Source organism: Daejeonella sp., from assembly GCF_049655485.1.
In the GTDB taxonomy this organism is placed as follows: domain Bacteria; phylum Bacteroidota; class Bacteroidia; order Sphingobacteriales; family Sphingobacteriaceae; genus Daejeonella.
Map to the genome: position 1 here is coordinate 1 of NZ_JBASJU010000328.1, position 18,394 is coordinate 18,394.

The window sequence follows — 18,394 nt, forward strand, 5'->3', positions numbered from 1 at the left end:
TGTTCTTTGATTGTACCACTATATATAGTTCCAATTGTCGCTATTAAAGTGATAGTGGCACTAACGACTAACACCAAATTGGAGTAGTTATAAATAACATCGGCTGTTGATGATGAAATATTAAACATGTTTAAAATTTTATGATCTGTATGTTCCACAAAACAGGTGTATGTTTAATTTAATCGTATCGATATAAAATAACTCAAATGAGCAATTTTGACGGTAATATAATCGTTTAAATATACTTTTTTTAACCAGTTTCTAAATAGTAAAATTTGAACTAGTTAACTCTATTCCAATTTTTCTTTGCGACCTAACAGCGACTGAGCAAGCATCTAGGAAAGATAGCAAGAAACAATCAGTGAGAGGAAACGAACTGAGAGAAGGTCCGCAACAATGATTAAAATGGTTGCCTTTTAGATAAAAGGCTCGAATTGGATCTGTACATCTTATTTTCACCTCCTATAAGTATATAGTTGCTGATTTAATTTTGTACACTTTCTTTATAAGGCTGATTATTGAGGATACGCTTTAATTAAGTGATTGATTGATATTTTTTAATCAAAAACTGCTATAGAAGCACGAAACACCTGCTATCGCAAACGCCATGTTAGCGGTTGGTTTATCAATACACTCTTAATCAGTTTTAATAATACTTGCATTAACATTAACAGGTGTGCCGCGCAGCAAGGTTTGAAATACTATACAACTTCGTTCTGTCGCTTTTATCAGCTTTTCTGCCAATTCTGTTGGAACGGAATTGAATACAGTTATTTCGATTTCCAGTCCCATACTTTGAAATCCTACTGGCACTTCTTTATCTACCATTAGCGTGCCGCGAACATCTACATTTGCTGTAGCTATAACTCTGGTTTTAATCAGTGTAATCTGTAGCCGATTAGCAATCATTCTAAGGGCAGTGTCAAAACAGGATGCCAATGCAGCGCATAGTAAATCGCCTGAGTTCGGGAAGTCGTGATGCCCACCAACAGCTCTATGAACACCTATTGGGAAATCCACTTTAAGTTCCTCATTAATGGCGACTGATGTATGAAGCGGGTCGTCTAAGTCCTTCCCCTCTATAATAGCCATGTCAGTTATCCACGCTGATTCTGGGTTTTCAATATAACTTGCAATCAGCGGTTGCTGGCGTTCTTTTATGATGGAGTTACTTATCATGATTGTTGTGAATTTAAATAAATATAATATAAACTTTCCCTGTCGCTACCCACTGAACAGAAATTGTTTGCTGCTTGGCGACACATATAGTGGCTGCAAGTAAAATTTTGCTTTTCATGTCTTTTTATTTTTGTCTGCCTACACTTTTCGGTTTTCAGTATCTCCGTTGCGTTAGTGACATGTCGTCAAAACTTGCCGCTAAATTGTATATAAGGGTGATAAAACTATCCCACTGATTTGTTTTTCTCACGTAGCGATAATGTTAAAAGTTTTATTCTTTCTCGCCAACAGCCACTACCATTTCGCAAGGTCCAACAAAACCATTCTCTGTTTCAAAGTCTTTCAATTCTTGTTCTATTTCTTCCCATACGGTTTGTTTTTCTGTATCGGATAAGCCGCTCAACATTTGATGCAATGCACCGAATGATTCTCTCTCAAACTGCACACAATCTTTTGCAGAAGGCATGAGTAAGGGTGAATTTACAAGCACCGCTTTGACATTAATGAAACCAGCTTTTGTCAATGTTTTTTCAATTACACCCTCTGCACCTAAGCTGAACGGACCCGGCTGACCGGGTAACGGTGGTGGTAGTTTCGCACGATTACGAATAATAGATACCGGAACAGAGAAGAATTTGTTTTTTTCAGGAGTTGAATAAACGATAGCAGCAACTTTGCCTCCTGACTTCAACACGCGTAGCATTTCCTTCAAGGCTCTCTGTTGGTCTGGAAAATAAATAAGTCCAACTCTTGAAATAACCGCATCAAATGTTGCATCAGGAATGGTAAGATTTTCTCCATCCATTACTTTTGTTTCAATGTTTTTCAGTCCCGCCTGCTTTGTCATTTGTTTAGCAAACTCAAGGATGTTAGATGAGATGTCAGTAGCAAGAACATAACCTGTCGCGCCAACTTTTTTTGCTGTGGTTATAGATTGCTCACCTGCACCGGCAGCAACATCCAACACACGATGTCCGGTGGAGATGCCTGCCATTTCTAACATTGTTTCTGTCGCTTTACCAAGCCATTGGTTGAGCGTAGGACTCCAGCGGAACCATGCTTCTGCTGCTGTTTGCCATTGGTCGCGAGTTGTGTTCTTGTATTTAACAGGGTCAAATTGAGGTGTTGTAGTTTCCATTTTACTTTTTTTTATTGTCCTACTCGTTTGGCTTCGGTGTCGCCCCGTTTTTGAAGTGGTCGCTATCTCCACTTTTTGTTTTACGTATTCAGTCAGTCTTAATAGTCAAGAGATGATATCCAAATTGTCGTTGGAGGGTTGCCCTGTACTGTTGTGGTGTGTCATAAACTTTCCCATAACTTGTATATACTGATGACAAATCCATCTAAATACATCCAGATCCGGCTGTATTGCGGCAGTTTTTGTCATCCTTTATTAAATATGCTGATTAACAGTAGGATATCCTAACCTAAACTTAAAATATTGAACTAAAACCTCGTATATTATCTGAACTTTCCTAGTTGCGACCTCCTTCCGACGGAGTGAGGGTCACTGGAGGAAAGCTTGCAAATCGATCCAGTGATATGTCCTCTTCGGAACACGAAGCTTAGTGTTAAAAGTAAATTAGTTTAGTTATGTTAGATCATGGAAACAATCTCAGACTTCTTAAAAGATTTGAAAGACCGCCTATCAAATCCATTTATCTCTTCTTTCGTCATTAGTTGGTTACTGACAAACTGGAGAATTACATTATCCTTGATATTTTATAGCCAGGACGAGCTAATATTGGATGATTATACTTCCTATACTGATCTCATTCTTCGCAATTCAGGATGGATTAATATGCTATTCATTCCCCTTGGTTTCTCCTTACTATACACCCATCACCCGATGGGATTGCCCAATGTCGAAAATCTTTGATTTTATTTTGGTCTGTCATAGGTATAGTGAACCTCCTTTTTTGCCAAACGCCTGTGATGCGTCCGTGCTGATGTGCTTGAAGTCGCGAAGCTTTGGATACTTATAAAGTTGATAAAAATATCTATCCCTTTTTTTGAAGTGTTTCGTGAACTTTTCGTCCCTCCCTAACAACAATTTCAATTACTTCATGAATGTCTTTTTTTGAAGTTCTGAAATTCACAATACATACTCTCAAACAATATTTTCCAGCAACAACAGCATTTGATAAAAATATCTCGCCTGATTCCTGTAACTTGTTCAACAAGTTTTCATTCAGGCTATTTAAATACTCCTGACTCTCTTTCTGTTGACGCACATAAGCGGGCGGAACATATTGAAATGTGGTGATGCTTAAATTTTGAGTTACCGCTTCGAGCTCCAGATGCTTTTTTGCCTCTTCAAAGAGCAGTTGTGCTAGTGCTATGTCGTCACCGATCATTTCTATGTAACCATTCTTTCCTACTTGCTGCAAAGCCATCCACACTTTTAGTGCTCTGAACCCTCTTGAATTTTGAAATCCAAATTCATAGTAATTGAGTGAAGGCTCATCTTCGTGACCGCTGAAATTGTAATAGGCAGCATGAGAGCTGTAAGTGTCTATAAGATGTTGCGGATTTTTTACCAGCGTGCAACCTGCTTCCAATGGTGCATACAACCATTTGTGAGGGTCAAGTGCAATAGAATCAGCTTCCCGGATTCCTTTAAATAGTTTTTTGTATTTTGGAATTATGGCTGCTGGAATTCCATACGCGCCATCAATATGAAACCAAAGATTATGTGCTTTGCAAATTGTTGCTATTGCCGAAAGGTTATCTACAACTCCTGTGCTAACATCGCCAGCATTCCCAATTACCAGAAAAGGTTTTTTGCCAATCTTTAAATCATCATTAATTGTTTGCTCTAAAATCTCTGTGTTCATTTTATTGTCAGCATCTGTTGCAATCCAGCGGATAGCTTTTGTGCCGTGTCCAAATAAAACTGCTGCCTTTTCAATCCATGTGTGGGTTGCTTTTGAGCAATAGAAAACCATTTCGCCTGCTGTATTTGCCAAACCATCTTCCTTCAAACTCATTGGCGCTTTGGCAGTTCTTGCTGCTAAGAATGCAGTGAAGTTAGCCATGTTGCCACCGCTTACTAGTATTCCTCCGCAAGAAGCAGGAACACCGATAAATTCCGAAAGCCATTTGATTGTTTGTTTTTCGATAGCTGTTGCCATAGGGCTTAAAATATTTGCACCCACATTGGGATTGACGGCCGCCGCGAGAAAATCAGCCAATGCACCTATTGGTGTGGGAGAGGAGGTAATGTATCCGAAAAATTTCGGGTGTCCGTTGAGCAAAGAATGTTCGAGCAGCAAAACAGAAGATCTGGCCACTATTTCTGATGCGGCTATTCCATCTTCCGGCAATGAAGCGTTCCCTAATAACTGCTGAATTTGTTTGGGCGTTTTACCTGTAGTAACCGGCTTTTCATTAATAGTTTCAATGAAACCGGAAATGACATCTACTAATTGATACCCGATTTTTTTGAAGTCATCGCGACTAATCTCAATTGGTGATTCTCTGCTATCTTTCATGTCAACGATTATTGTTTTTTATTTGATAAAGTTAATTTTTGTAAAATATTATTTTAATCTATCCTGTTCTTCGTTCGAGCCGGTCTTATGCAATCTTTTTTTCTTTAACATATTATTCCCAAAGTTTACTGTGTAAGTAAGGGTTGGAATCGTTGTTTCAAAATCCACATATGTAGTTGTAGTTAGTTTTTCACCTGGAGTTGTCCCACCCCATTTCCATTTATTGGTCCCAAAAATGTCGGTATACGATGCCCGCAGACTTGAATTACTAAACTTCTTTTCAAGTCCAACATCCAAGGTGCCATAGGCAGGCCACTCCAAAATCCCAAATAATTGCCGCGATATATAAAATCCGGATAACTCTGCAGTAATGCTTTTGGATATTTTAAACTTTTGAGATCCATTGAAACTGAAATTCACTATAGAACTTGAAATGGGATTATTCATATAGGATGCCAAGTTAGAATATAATCCAACCATACTATTGAGCTGCATCTCCCACCACTTGGTAACCTGAACCGGAAAAGACAACACTAAACTATAATTATTCTGATAATCTAGATTTTTTGCTGTGCTTACTTGTTTATTATCAGCATTAACACTTGGCTGGAACAGAGAGATTGTATTTTTATCATGACTGTATTGTAGCGATAAAAGAATAGATTTAAATTTATACTCTGCCTTTAACGCATCCGTAAAAGAGGGCAATAGGGAAATATTTCCACTAAAGAAATTGCTTGGGTCATTGAAATATACAAAAGGAGCCAGTTGGAAGAAAGAAGGTCTTGAAATTCTTCGGCTGTATGAAATAACCCAACTACTATTGTCATTGATCTTTTGGTTGATAAAAAGACTTGGAAACCACTTGCCGTATTTACGATCAACCAAATCTTTTTGGATACGAGTGTCAATGTTTGTTCTTGTATGTTCGTATCGAATCCCTGCCTGAATATCCAGCTTGCTGGTTGCTTTAATAGTAGTAGAAGCATAGCCCGCTATTATATTCTCATACATATTGGCATAGCTGGTGAGGCCGTCATCTATAGACCACGTCCCGTGGTTTAATTGGTCAACAACAATATCATTATCAAGCGTAGTGGACGATCTTTTCGAACCAAACTCCAAAATAATGTTGTCATTTATTTTACTGGTGAAATCTATTGCCGAAGTAAAAATATCTATCCCCGTATCTTTCCGACTTCGCAATACCTCCTGCGTTGTATAATTACCTTGATCGTCAAAATAATCCTGGTAATAATCATTAGGGTTTGTCGAATTATAGTTTATCCTATCCAAGTCCACCGACATGGAGAAATTATTGTTAAAATCATGTTTCAGATTGAGATTGCCCAGTAATTGCAGCCAGTCATTCTGTTCAATGCTATTCATCAATACCGAATAGGAAAGATTTTGGTCGATGGTTCGGGTAATGTCCGCCAACGCATCCATATCCCATTTACGATCGAAGAAATTGAACAAACCCCCAATGGTTGTTTTCTTTCCAACGTTCCAGTCAAATCCCAATCCTCCTGTGTTTATACCAGTATAGGCTGTCCTGTTGTTAATACTAATCGTCTCATTCATCTGGTTATTTATTGGAATTGACCAGCGTGTATTAAAATACTGTCTTGTATAGTCATTTCTTGTCGTGATGTCGCCAAATAAATTTAGTTTTTTGCTTCTACTGTTAAAATTAAGTGTCCCACCGTATTTACTCCTTCTGCCATAGCCGGAAAATAAAGACAGATTGCCATTGGTCCCGGTGTCTTCCATTTGTTTCATCACGATGTTGATCATGCCGGCATCACCTTCCGCATCGTATTTTGATGGCGGTGTGGTAATGAGTTCTATCCGCTCTATGTTTTCAGCATTCATGCCTCCTAACATTTGCACTATCGCTTCCATGGGTAGCCGGGATATTTTTCCGTTGATCATTATCCTTACGCCTTGTTTTCCAGAAAGTGAAATGGCATTGTTCATTTTGTCAACCGAAACACCCGGTGATCGTTGCAATATATCCAGAACTGTTCCTCCTGCCTTGCTTATCGCGCTATGTACATTAATTATTGTCCGGTCAATTTTTTGTTCAAACATTGGCTTCTCTGCAGTTACTATCACTTCACTTAATAGTTTAAAATTTGCATGGACGGTTATACTTCCAATATTAATTGGTGAATTGCTTTTGTTGACTTGAAAAACTTTGGTTGTTTCTTTGTGGTATCCAACAGCACTGACTGATATAAAATAAAACCCTTCTTCACTCACATCAATGGTAAAAAATCCAGCATCATTTGATAACTGTCCGCGAACAAGAGAAGAGTCAGAACTATTTAATAGCAATACACTGGCAAACGGAAGTGATTCGCCATTTTCCATTTTGGTTATGCCTTTAATCTGGAGTTGTGCCTGGCTTATGCCTGGCAGAAAAAATGCTGCAATAATCAGAGTCTTTTTGATTACGTTGTTAAAGCGTATGGTTACAGTGCTTTTCATAATTTGATTTTTGGTTGCGAAACGTGAGTTGACTCTTGCCACCGAAACCTTCACTTGACAGTGGTGAAAATCTTTGTCAATATTTAACGAATGTTGCAGATCACAATCTGGATCAACATTAACCTAACCAACATTTTAAATCAAACTGATAACATTGCTTTTTGATAACAAGTGGGTGTTCGATTATTGTGGCTTCGGTGGTGTTCATTGATAAATGGAACTTTAATTTGCTATTAATCCACTCTTTTTCTATTGGTCTTTATAAATGGAATAATCATCGGAGCGGAACGCTTATAATCCTGATACTTTGGTCCAAAGTGCTTGATCAGATCTCTTTCTTCAAATTGAATGGCTGTAAACATGTATGCTGTTGTCATAATGGCAAAAAATAAATGTGCCGCAGTCATGGTTGGTGTTGCCCAAAATGCAATCATGAAGCCCAGGTACAACGGATGACGAACATATTTATAAAAAAAAGGTGTTCTGAAAATAAGGGGCTCATATTTTTTTCCGGAGAAATGCAGCCAGACCTGACGCAAGCCAAATAAGTCAAAATGATTAATCAGAAACGTACTCACCAGAACAATTCCAAAACCAAATAGAGAAATGGAAATGAGAAGATTACGGGCAGAGTCAGATTCCACCTGCCAGATCACCCCGCCCAATGGTTGCCAATACGAAAAAAGCAGAATAAGACATAAACTAGATAAAAGCACATAGGTACTCCGCTCGATGGGCTCAGGAACAAATTTCGTCCACCATTGCTTAAAGGCAGGACGTGCCATGATACTATGCTGAAGAGCAAACAAAGTAAGGAGTCCGGCATTGACCAATAGCGCCAAACTCAAATCCAGGGTTGGAGGACTATCAATATGTTTTGGAACGAACAGCGAGTTAACGAACCCTATGGCATAGCAGAATGTTCCCAAAAAAATAAGGTAAGCCACGATGGCGTAAAGAAGAAAGGTTATCTTTTTCATATAGTTATTAGATTTAGTTGCTTTTAATTGATTACGCCCAACCATTACATCGGGCCATATTTAAAGTCTAACAAATATGGAGTTTCAACAGAAAACACGAGTTTAACCTCTGTTGCAAAGACTTTAAACTTTTTTTTAAAGCTTTAACCTATGTTGAATAAGATTAGGAAAATGGCAGGTATTGAAGAAAATCGATTGGATCCTGAATAGGAAACTTAGAAGAGCTTATTTAAATCCCATTTGTTTGGCGAGCTGTTGAAATCGAGGCTCGGAGTGCAGGTTATAAAATTGTGGCTCAGTCATCAGCCAGGGCATCTCCATGTCATGCTTTTCGTAGGCGGTATTAAGCCATAGAAGGGCTGATTCTTTTTCGTTTAACGCTGAATAAATTACGGAAATAAAAAAGGCTTCGGAGCCTGTTTCATTTTTTGCTGATCGGGCTTTTAGTTCATCAATAATTTTGATGGCCTTGCTACCCTGTCCCAATTTCCCATACGCTGCGCCCATCCATCCCAACATGCGCGGGTAGCGAATACCCTCCAGCGCAATAGCCTTATTAAAATACACAATGGCTTCTTCGTATCGTTTTAAGTTAAGCAACAGAAACCCATGGGAATCCAGGGTATAATAATTATTGAATAATTTCAACCGGGATTCAGCGAATGCAAGTGCGTCCTCCAAACGATTTTTGTATATATAGGATAGAATGATACGGCTATTGGGATAATATGGATCTATTGCGTTTAAGCGTTCCGCCAAAACCATCGCCTCATCATGCCTTGACATGAAGTTTAAATAATCAATATACATGGCCATCGCATCAGGATGATCTGATTTAATGGCAAATTTATATTCTTCCTCAGCACCTATAAAATTCCAGTCATTGTATAGATAATAAAAGCCCATGAGCATGTGGGCTTCATCCAGATTCTGATTTAACTGTAAAGCTTTATCAATGAAAGGCTTTGCCTTCTTAAAGGCATCAAGGGCATTCAATTCGGCACCCCATATAGTGGCCAACCCGATATAGCTATTCGCCAGAAAAGCATAAGCTCGGGCATAGTTCGAATCAAGAGCAATGGCTTGCTTAAGCAAATCGATTGCGTTATGCGCACCTTTATTGGTGTACGTTCGGTACTCGTAAATAGCTTTCAAATACAAATCATACGCCTTTGGATTGTCTGTATCTGTTTGTGTAAGATGAGATTTTTCTTCCGGAGAAAGTTTTGCATGAAGTTCGTTGGCCACATGCTGCGCAATTTCACTTTGAATCGTGAAAATATCTTTTAGTTCCCGGTCATAACTCTTCGCCCATATTTGCTCTTCCGTAGTGCCATCTACTAAGCGTACGTCTATTCGTACCCGATTATTTTCTCTTTGAATACTCCCCTCCAGCAGTGTAGTAACACCCAGTTCGCGTGCTATTTCTCCTGCCGATTCTTTACTCTCACGGAATTGCTCAACAGAGGTTCTTGAAATTACGCGTAGCTGTTGTATATGTGAAAGTGCCGTAGAAATTGCCTCAACAACACCATCACCAAAATATTCATTACGATGATCGTCACTCAGGTTTTTAAAAGGCAGTATCGCTATAGATTTATCTTGATAGCTAACGATTGATTGATTTTGATTGGCATACTTGAGGTATAAAAAAACAACAGCAAAAATCGCAATACCGACTAAAATTATCTTAACAGTAGGTGATTTTCTTAAGGGTAATCTATAGGAAGAAGTATCAACCTTGTTAACGGGTTCCGAAACGACAAGGGTTTCATTTAGTTTATTTTTAACTTCACCTGGAGGAAAACCATAATACTCATGAAAGCAAGTGTTAAAATAAGAAGGGCTTCCAAAACCAATTCTGTCGGCCACTTCGGCAGCAGTCAGTTCACCTTTTTTTAATAATTCCATCCCAAGCTGAAGACGGTATTCTCTGATAAACTGACTCACCGATTGCCCTGTGGCTGTAATCAACTTGCGATGAAGTTGTGAGCGACTCATCCCGATATTCTTAGCAAGCTCTTCTACGCCAAACTGATTGTTGGTCAATTTAGCATCAACTTCCGCTCTAAGCTTTTCCAGAAACTTGCTACCTGCTTCGTTACTTGATTCCATGAAAGTTAAACTTTTGAATGGAAATTTTTAAACTCAAAAGATACGACATTTCATTCTTCATTTTTGCAACTTTATTTATTTCCTCAGAGTCCAAGTTGTCTTGATATCATAGAGAATCAACTTATAATGGACCATAATTTAGTTGTTATGGTCACCTGACGGTACTATCTATGTACTATAATTGTACTATCTCTGCACTATTCACCTCAGTAAATTCAGATGAATCCTACATAGATTTTACGACAATAACACAAAGTAAAATCAGAATAAGACTTCTATACCGCTACAAATACCTTGTTTAAAGCCACTTAAACAATAATTGCAAATTAATTTTGCATTAATCCCTTCTACTCCTATATTTGCAGTCCCAAAGCGGGAGATTAGCTCAGCTGGTTCAGAGCACCTGCCTTACAAGCAGGGGGTCACTGGTTCGAACCCAGTATCTCCCACGGAATAAAGCCCTTCAGATTATATCTGAGGGGTTTTTTGTTTTGACGGCCTGCCCCGGTGGGCAGGTTCTTAGCATCCCCGTTAAGTCGGGGATACCAACCATTGAGATTAATTTCCCCGCGTTTGGGCAAGACTAATAGCTCAATTTTCCTAAAAAACCACCCACATATTTCTACTTTTGAGCATGAAACCCATCTTAAGCCTGTTTGACTTTTCACAAAAGGTTAATTACAAGATCGAAATACTGGCCGGCCTTACCGTAGCAATGACGATGCTGCCTGAATCCCTGTCATTCGCTATACTGGCTGGTTTCCCTCCATTAACAGGCTTATACGCAGCGTTTATTATGGGTCTGGTGACCTCGATATTTGGAGGAAGGCCGGGTTTGATTTCCGGCGGAGCTGGTGCAACCGTAGTGGTACTAATAGCGCTGATGAAATCGAACGGGCTGGAGTATGTTTTCGCAGCGGTTGCTCTGGCAGGTGCAATTCAAATTCTGGTCGGCTTATTCCGATTGGGTAAGTTTATCCGTCTGGTGCCTCAGCCGGTGATGTACGGCTTTGTCAACGGCCTGGCTGTGATTATTTTCATGGCCCAGTTGGAGCAGTTTAAAACGATAACTAATGGCCAGGAAACCTGGTTAACGGGTTCGCCGCTGTATATCATGGCGGGACTGGTTGCCCTGACCATCGCTATTGTTGTTTTATTGCCCCGTATTACCAAAGCGGTACCGCCTTCCCTGGTTGCCATAATCGTAGTCTTTTTTATTGTTCTCGGATCCGGCATTGACACTAAAATGGTAAAAGATATCGCCTCAGTAAGCGGGGGCTTTCCGCCTTTTCATATTCCTGCCGTACCTTTTGAATGGGAAACCCTTGCAATCATATTTCCTTATGCCTTAATCATGGCGGGGGTGGGATTAACCGAGGGACTGCTTACCCTTAATCTTGTAGATGAAATTACCTCCACCCGGGGAAATGGTAACCGCGAAGCTTTAGCCCAGGGAGGTGCCAATATCCTGAATGGCTTTTTCTTTGGTATGGGCGGTTGTCCCATGATCGCGCAGACTTTAGTCAATCTTTCTGCGGGGGCCAGGGCCCGATTATCAGGGATTGTCGCTTCACTGACCATCCTGGCAATTATCTTATTTGCTGCGCCCCTTATTGAGCTGGTACCCATGGCCGCTTTAACTGGTGTCATGATCATGGTAGCTGTAGGCACCTTTGAGTGGATAAGCTTTCGCATCATCAATAAAATGCCGAAGCAGGATGTATTTGTAGGCATTCTGGTGGCCGTAATTACGGTATGGCTTCATAATCTGGCCCTGGCTGTACTGATCGGTGTGATTATATCTGCCCTGGTTTTTGCCTGGGAAAGCGCCAAGCGGATTCGGGCAAGGAAATACACCGATGAAACAGGGGCGAAGCACTATGAAATCTTCGGCCCTTTGTTCTTCGGTTCTGTGGCTGCCTTTAATGAAAAATTCGATGTAAACGGTGATCCGGATGAAGTGTATATTGATTTTAAAGAAAGCAGGGTATCAGATATGTCGGGTATCGATGCGCTTAACAAATTGACTGAACGCTATCATAAGGCCGGCAAGAAGCTGCATCTGAAACACCTGAGTGAGGATTGCCGCACCCTGCTTAAAAATGCTCATGGTATCATCGATGTGAATATTATGGAAGACCCTGCCTATCATGTTGCTGTTGAACGGCTTTCATAAGTGATTTTAAGATCGCACGATCAATTGCCCATGGATTTTAGATGGAGATAATAATCGTTTCGGGTATTGATTGAAAATGGAAGATTAGTGGTAAATTGAGGTTGTCCTTGCGAGGAGGCACGACGAAGCAATCTCTAATAACAGACATCGAGATTGCTTCGCTAAAACGCTCGCAAAGACAAACCGGCTTGTCCTTGCGAGGAGGCACGACGAAGCAATCTCTAAATCTTCAAAAATGAAACAACCCAATTTCATATTCCTCTTCGCAGTGCTGATCATTTCTGCCTGCGGTACTCTTGAGCAAGCAACACAGAGTCTTTACAACGACACCCACCGTCCGCAATTTCATTTTTCCCCCAAAGTCAATTGGATGAATGACCCTAACGGAATGGTATACCTTAATGGGACATATCACTTATTTTTTCAATATTATCCTGACAGCACCATCTGGGGGCCCATGCATTGGGGCCATGCTTCCAGTAAAGATCTGGTTCACTGGAATGAGCAAGCCATCGCTTTATATCCCGATAGTTTAGGTTGGATTTTTTCTGGAAGTGCCGTTTATGATAAAGATAATACCTCGGGTTTAGGCAAAAATGGAAAAATGCCATTAGTAGCATTATTTACACATCATAATTCTAAATTAGAGAAGGAAGGTCGTAAAGATTATCAATATCAGAGTATTGCCTATAGCCTGGATGAAGGCCAAACCTGGACTAAATACGAAGGAAATCCGGTGCTTAAGAACCCTGGGATTGTTGATTTCCGTGATCCCAAAGTGCGCTGGAATGAAGATGTCAGAAAATGGATCATGACTTTGGCAACAAAAGATCGCATTACGTTTTATTCGTCACCAGATTTGAAGAACTGGAGCAAGGCGAGCGAGTTTGGCGAAAAGGTAGGAGCCCACGGCGGCGTTTGGGAATGCCCTGATTTATTTCCCATGTCGCTGAACGGAAAAACGATGTGGGTTTTATTAGTGAGTATTAATCCGGGTGGTCCAAACAAGGGCTCCGCAACGCAATATTTTGTAGGTGATTTTGATGGTAAAACTTTCAAACCATACAGCACCGAAACTAAATGGGTGGACTGGGGTACAGATAATGACTAACTACTCCATCGCCTTATCAAACGATGGAGGTGAAGAGCTGCTTATAGGTTTTGAGAAAAAGACAAATCAGTATTATATCGACAGAAGCAAAGCCGGTAAAATCAATTTCGAAAGTGGTTTTGGAGCAAAACACACCGCACCCCGCATATCTGTAGATGCTGGAACCGATGTTACGCTCCTTGTTGATGTGGCTTCGGTTGAGTTATTTGCTGATGGCGGTTTGACCGTGATGACAGATATTGTTTGCCCGAACAAAACACTGAATAAAGTTGCTATTAAATCGCTTGATGGTTTAATGCTTAAAAGTTTGAGCTATTCCAAAATTGAGGGGATCTGGAAATAGTTTACACTGCCAATAATTCTGCCTCCACCTAAAACATTAACTACTACCTTTTTATAAGTAAATTAAGAAGGATTTTAGCTAAGGAATCTTACGTCTAAAGATAGTAATAATACAATTTCGGAATCCAATTCCGAAATTGTATATTTGATTGTGATTCAACGTACTGCTACCGCGGAATTAAAACTATTAGCCAAACAATTCAAGGCAATTGCAATTGTTGGCCCGCGCCAGTCTGGAAAAACTACTTTAGCCAGAAATGTATTTCCGGATAAAAAATACGTTTCACTTGAGAATCCCGATGTACGGCTATTCGCTACCGACGATCCCAGGGGATTTTTAGAACAATATCCCGATGGAGCCATTTTTGATGAAGCCCAGCGAGTTCCGGAACTGTTTTCTTATTTGCAGCAGGTACTTGACGATAGTACCGGGAAAGGTAAATTCATATTGACCGGATCAAATAATTTCTTGCTTCAGGAAAATATATCACAAAGCTTGGCCGGTAGAATCGGATACCTGTTTCTGCTTCCTTTTTCTACCGAAGAAATTGCCCGGGCAACTAAGGAGCCTCAAACTATAGAAGCTGCTATTTTTACGGGAGGCTACCCTCCAATTTATGATAACGAAGTTGCGCCTAATAAATGGTTGCCTAATTATATCCGGACCTATGTTGAACGCGATGTTCGCCAAATTAAAAATATTAGTAATCTAAATGCCTTCGAACGATTTTTAAAGTTATGTGCCGGTCGGATCGGCCAATTATTAAATTTGAGTAGTATAGCCATAGAAGCAGGGGTGGACAGTAAGACTATTGCTTCCTGGATTAGTGTTTTAGAGAGTAGCTTCATTATTTATCTTCTAAAACCACACCACGAAAATTTTAATAAACGCTTGGTGAAAATGCCTAAACTATACTTTTGTGATACAGGACTCGCTTGTTCCTTGCTTAGCATTCATGATTCAAAGCAGTTGACAACTCATCCCTTGAAGGGGAGCCTGTTTGAAAATTATGTGATAAATGACATGCTTAAGGAACGGTATAATAACAACGAGCCAGCTGACCTTTATTTTTGGCGTGACAGTACGGGAAATGAAATGGACGTGGTGATTGATCAGGGTTCAAATTTATACCCCATAGAGATCAAAGCTGGAAAAACAGTAACGAGCGACTATTTTAAGAATTTTCAATTCTGGAAAAAAGCAACTGGTTTTGAGAATGGAACCGTCATATACGCAGGCCGCGAAGCTCAAAAAAGAAGCAGCGGTATTCAGGTTATATCCTGGAGAGATTTTAATTTATCTTCATTGAGGTAGATACCAGAAGACCGTTTTGTATATTCATGTTTCTTATCCCTGGTGTGGCCAAATAATCTGTTCCCTATGAAACTCCATTTAAAACTCCTCTTCCTCTTTCTAATCTCCACCCCCGGCACCTTCGCCCAGGTCAAACAGCTAAACATCCCCCGCGTCGATAAAATGGCTGATCTCCCACAGCCCTTAAAAATCATCGACTGGCATAAAATGTCGCTTGACTTTGACCGCACCATCTATGACTTTCAGGCAAAGGGTTCTTACTGGCCCATGGTCTGGATCGACAGCACCGCAAAAAACTTTAACCAGCCCGTGGTAGGAATGTACACAGCAGTAGGCGACGTCAGACAAGGCACAAACAATAAGGGCATGTTCCATGAGGCACTCGCTAGCATGGGCTCTGTATTAGGAGCCACCCTCGTCGGCATCGACAAAAGCGATCAGCAGGGAAAGAATTATGTAGCCATGCTGAAGAACTATTTCAACAGCGGCAGCGGCTGGGATATCATGATGAACAATACCGCTCCCGAAGTTGCCCTGCTGGGGGGAGGCTATGGTCGCGACTGGTGGTATGATGTTTATCCCAACGTTCTTTTCTACGCCATCTATGATAAATATCCTAACGAACCGGATTTCGAGCGGCTTGCCCGCACGATCGCTGAAAAGTTCTATAAGGCCGACTCTATATTAAATGGCAATTACAACTATTCCTATTTCGATTACGGGAAAATGAAGCCCATGGTCAATAACATCTGCCTTCAACCGGATGCGGCGGCCGGACATGCTTATGTGCTCTATTCAGCGTATAAAAAATTCGGTGATAAACGCTACCTCCAGGGTGCCATTAGTGCGATGAAAGCGCTGGAGAGTCAGAAAGTGAATCCCACCTATGAACTGCTCATGCCTTTTGGTGCTTATCTGGCTGCCCGGATGAATGCGGAAGAGGGCACTGATTTTGACGTTCAGAAAATGCTCGACTGGACCTTTGACGGAACGGCCATCTGCCGCGAAGGCTGGGGCTTCTTATTAGGCAAGTGGAACGGCATTGACATTTCCGGCACGGTAGGAAGCACCGTCGACCATGGCGGTTACGGCTTCCTTATGAATACCTTCGACGCCGCATGGCCGCTGATCCCGCTGGTGAAATACCAGCCTTCCTACGCCACAGCTATTGGGAAATGGATGCTGAATGCAGCAAATGCCTCCCGGTATTTTTACCCGGCTTACATGCCAAAGGAACACCAGACTATTCCTGAACAGGCTGAAGTAACCAAGGGTGTAATCGCCTATGAAGGGATCTCCATGACCTCTACCTTCGATGATAAGTATCTATCCTTGAAGTCGCCGGTAGCACAGGGTGATGGCCCGAAATGGGTGCCGGGAAAGAATCCCGAAGTTTCACAATTCAGTGTTTACGGCAGTGCCCATGTAGGCATTTTCGGAGGTATGATCCGTCCCACGAACGTGGAGGGAATTCTGCAGGTTAACCTTCAAACCACTGATTTCTTTAAGGAGAAAAGCTACCCTTCTTATTTGTATTATAACCCTTATACTAGTGATAAAAAGGTTTCGATATCGCTAAAGACGGACGAAAAAGTCGACCTCTATGATACGGTAAATGGGCGCTTCATTGCCAGGAACAAAAGAGGATCCGCTAAGATCAAACTCCCGGCAAATCAATCAGCTGTTATCGTTCTGGTCCCTGCTAAAGGCAAAGTCAGCTATAGCGGCAGTAAATTTATAGTAAACGATATTATAGTAAATTATTCGGCAGGCAATATGGTTGGGCCCTGAAAAAAGATATTGAGCAAATTATGAATTGACTCCCTGGATCCGTTTTTTCCAGTTAATTAACCATACTCTCAGAACCTGGGATTTACAATACTATTGTAAATTGAACCAAATCGATACCTTAACCCGAAATCCATATTAAAGTCAAAGGTCGAATTTAATTGCCTGCGTCGGGTGAGTAGATCCTGATCTGAGACATCTCCTTTTACTATGTTTAATTGATCGCGTTGAAATGCATACGATCCTCCAAAATTTAAAAATAATCCTTTAACCACTCTTAATTCAACATTCGTATAAAAAGATAGTCTGTTTTTTGTTATGTCATGAAAGTAATGTCCAAAAGTACTAGAGCCCCTTATTTCCCCCCATGGTTTGTTATATCTTACATCAAGTGTAAGATTCTGCTGAAAACGCAGCTCCTCGGTTTCTAAAAACACCGTTTCTTCATAGTATTTGAAATATCTTGGTCCGACTCTATACATTAAAGTAATAGACTGGTTTTGAGCTTGTGTGTACGGATAAAAACTATATTCAATAGCTGGAGTCAAAAAAGAATAAAGTTTAAAATTCCGGAAATCAGATTGCTCTACACTTAATGAAAAACCTGCGGAGAGTTTTGGACCCAGCGACCACACAGTGGTGTTGTCAAAGTCGTTGTTTTTGTTCGTGAAGCTAAATTCATCTGTTCCTTGTCCGAATCGATTTGTTACACGATTGATATCAGCGCCGATATAAACCTTCATTTTATCCGTAACGTGGGATGCGGATACACCTGCGCGCAGATTTTTTGATGAATAATTGTTCTCTCCTGCAAAAGACCCACGGGCTTCAATACTCATTACCCAAAAATTCCATGGATCTTTTTCTGGTATTGCCTGAATCTTATTTGTTCCTTCTTTTTCTTTCAGTGATATAACTAAATCCTGCGCTTTTTCGGTTTTTAAAAGATAGGGAAGAATAGCAGATTGAATGGACTGTACTGCTTGAGATCTGTTTTCAGCGTCAGTTGCTACAGACTGTCGGATATATGTAAGAGTGTCTACAATTCCCTCAAAAGGTCCTTGTCCGCTGATTTTTAAGTTATAATTTCGACCGCCACCACCTGTGGTTTGAGAAGTTATTAATAGATACACATTCGCCTGGAACCGATCATTAACATAGTCAATATAATCTATCTCTGTTTTTATATAATTAATATCACATGAAGTCTGACAATCTATGAACAAACGGATATTTTCTGGTTTTGTCTGAGAAAAACTATCAATGTAAATAAAGAAAATGGAAATTATAGAAATACATAGATGCTTGGAGTTCATCATTTTAATTTGTTGATTAACAATAAAAAGGCAAATTTGGTTCAACTTTGTAGAATCCAAAGCTGGTGATTAAACCTCAAAATTA

At 40.4% G+C, this 18,394-nt stretch carries 13 protein-coding genes and 1 tRNA gene; 7 read left to right on the forward strand and 7 right to left on the reverse strand.

What is annotated here, in order from left to right:
• Nucleotides 1-636: 636 nt before the first annotated feature.
• Nucleotides 637-1,179, reverse strand: coding sequence for an OsmC family protein (locus WBJ10_RS13460; RefSeq protein WP_424291145.1), 543 nt, complete (start codon nt 1,177-1,179; stop codon nt 637-639).
• A gap of 271 nt (nt 1,180-1,450) precedes the next feature.
• Entirely contained in the window at nt 1,451-2,317 is an 867-nt protein-coding gene (locus WBJ10_RS13465) for a class I SAM-dependent methyltransferase (protein ID WP_424291147.1), read from the reverse strand.
• A 465-nt stretch (nt 2,318-2,782) separates the two neighbouring features.
• Between WBJ10_RS13465 and WBJ10_RS13470 the strand changes: the two genes are divergently transcribed.
• The gene (locus WBJ10_RS13470; RefSeq protein ID WP_424291149.1) at nt 2,783-3,058 is read left to right on the forward strand and encodes a hypothetical protein; all 276 of its coding nucleotides are present in this window, start codon (nt 2,783-2,785) and stop codon (nt 3,056-3,058) included.
• Between the two features lie 121 nt (nt 3,059-3,179).
• Here WBJ10_RS13470 and WBJ10_RS13475 read toward each other — a convergent pair whose 3' ends face one another.
• The 4 genes from WBJ10_RS13475 to WBJ10_RS13490 form a co-directional block, all read right to left on the reverse strand.
• Nucleotides 3,180-4,673 carry a pyridoxal phosphate-dependent decarboxylase family protein gene (locus WBJ10_RS13475; protein WP_424291151.1) on the reverse strand — a complete coding sequence of 498 codons (1,494 nt, stop codon included), beginning with the start codon at nt 4,671-4,673 and terminating at the stop codon, nt 3,180-3,182.
• Between the two features lie 48 nt (nt 4,674-4,721).
• Nucleotides 4,722-7,166 (reverse strand): TonB-dependent receptor domain-containing protein, encoded by a 2,445-nt coding sequence (locus tag WBJ10_RS13480; protein ID WP_424291152.1) that lies wholly within the window; start codon nt 7,164-7,166, stop codon nt 4,722-4,724.
• Nucleotides 7,167-7,399: 233 nt separating this feature from the next.
• A complete protein-coding gene (mddA, locus tag WBJ10_RS13485; protein ID WP_424291154.1) occupies nt 7,400-8,146 on the reverse strand; it encodes a methanethiol S-methyltransferase in 747 nt (248 codons plus the stop codon).
• A 225-nt stretch (nt 8,147-8,371) separates the two neighbouring features.
• On the reverse strand, nt 8,372-10,261 hold the full coding sequence (locus WBJ10_RS13490) for a helix-turn-helix domain-containing protein (RefSeq protein ID WP_424291156.1): 1,890 nt from the start codon (nt 10,259-10,261) through the stop codon (nt 8,372-8,374).
• Nucleotides 10,262-10,635: 374 nt separating this feature from the next.
• Here WBJ10_RS13490 and WBJ10_RS13495 point away from each other — a divergent pair.
• The 6 genes from WBJ10_RS13495 to WBJ10_RS13520 all read left to right on the forward strand — a co-directional run bounded on the left by WBJ10_RS13495 (nt 10,636) and on the right by WBJ10_RS13520 (nt 16,996).
• Nucleotides 10,636-10,710 (forward strand) — tRNA-Val (locus WBJ10_RS13495).
• Nucleotides 10,711-10,895: 185 nt separating this feature from the next.
• On the forward strand, nt 10,896-12,437 hold the full coding sequence (locus WBJ10_RS13500; protein ID WP_424291158.1) for a SulP family inorganic anion transporter: 1,542 nt from the start codon (nt 10,896-10,898) through the stop codon (nt 12,435-12,437).
• Nucleotides 12,438-12,672: 235 nt separating this feature from the next.
• On the forward strand, nt 12,673-13,548 hold the full coding sequence (locus tag WBJ10_RS13505) for a glycoside hydrolase family 32 protein (protein ID WP_424291160.1): 876 nt from the start codon (nt 12,673-12,675) through the stop codon (nt 13,546-13,548).
• The gene (locus WBJ10_RS13510; protein WP_424291162.1) at nt 13,541-13,891 is read left to right on the forward strand and encodes a GH32 C-terminal domain-containing protein; all 351 of its coding nucleotides are present in this window, start codon (nt 13,541-13,543) and stop codon (nt 13,889-13,891) included. The genes WBJ10_RS13505 and WBJ10_RS13510 overlap by 8 nt, the downstream gene beginning before the upstream one ends.
• Nucleotides 13,892-14,041: 150 nt before the next feature.
• Complete coding sequence (locus WBJ10_RS13515; RefSeq protein WP_424291168.1) at nt 14,042-15,205, forward strand: ATP-binding protein; 1,164 nt, start codon at nt 14,042-14,044, stop codon at nt 15,203-15,205.
• Between the two features lie 66 nt (nt 15,206-15,271).
• Complete coding sequence (locus WBJ10_RS13520; RefSeq protein WP_424291164.1) at nt 15,272-16,996, forward strand: hypothetical protein; 1,725 nt, start codon at nt 15,272-15,274, stop codon at nt 16,994-16,996.
• 68 nt (nt 16,997-17,064) lie between these two features.
• On the opposite strand, the gene WBJ10_RS13525 is transcribed toward WBJ10_RS13520, so the two are convergent.
• Nucleotides 17,065-18,312 (reverse strand): hypothetical protein, encoded by a 1,248-nt coding sequence (locus WBJ10_RS13525; RefSeq protein WP_424291166.1) that lies wholly within the window; start codon nt 18,310-18,312, stop codon nt 17,065-17,067.
• Nucleotides 18,313-18,394: the final 82 nt, after the last annotated feature.

Coding starts and splice junctions, on each gene's coding strand:
- WBJ10_RS13460 (WP_424291145.1), bottom strand. CDS start 1,179: ATGATAAGTAACTCCATCATAAAAGAACGCCAGCAACCGCTGATTGCA.
- WBJ10_RS13465 (WP_424291147.1), bottom strand. CDS start 2,317: ATGGAAACTACAACACCTCAATTTGACCCTGTTAAATACAAGAACACA.
- WBJ10_RS13470 (WP_424291149.1), top strand. CDS start 2,783: ATGGAAACAATCTCAGACTTCTTAAAAGATTTGAAAGACCGCCTATCA.
- WBJ10_RS13475 (WP_424291151.1), bottom strand. CDS start 4,673: ATGAAAGATAGCAGAGAATCACCAATTGAGATTAGTCGCGATGACTTC.
- WBJ10_RS13480 (WP_424291152.1), bottom strand. CDS start 7,166: ATGAAAAGCACTGTAACCATACGCTTTAACAACGTAATCAAAAAGACT.
- mddA (WP_424291154.1), bottom strand. CDS start 8,146: ATGAAAAAGATAACCTTTCTTCTTTACGCCATCGTGGCTTACCTTATT.
- WBJ10_RS13490 (WP_424291156.1), bottom strand. CDS start 10,261: ATGGAATCAAGTAACGAAGCAGGTAGCAAGTTTCTGGAAAAGCTTAGA.
- WBJ10_RS13500 (WP_424291158.1), top strand. CDS start 10,896: ATGAAACCCATCTTAAGCCTGTTTGACTTTTCACAAAAGGTTAATTAC.
- WBJ10_RS13505 (WP_424291160.1), top strand. CDS start 12,673: ATGAAACAACCCAATTTCATATTCCTCTTCGCAGTGCTGATCATTTCT.
- WBJ10_RS13510 (WP_424291162.1), top strand. CDS start 13,541: ATGACTAACTACTCCATCGCCTTATCAAACGATGGAGGTGAAGAGCTG.
- WBJ10_RS13520 (WP_424291164.1), top strand. CDS start 15,272: ATGAAACTCCATTTAAAACTCCTCTTCCTCTTTCTAATCTCCACCCCC.
- WBJ10_RS13525 (WP_424291166.1), bottom strand. CDS start 18,312: ATGATGAACTCCAAGCATCTATGTATTTCTATAATTTCCATTTTCTTT.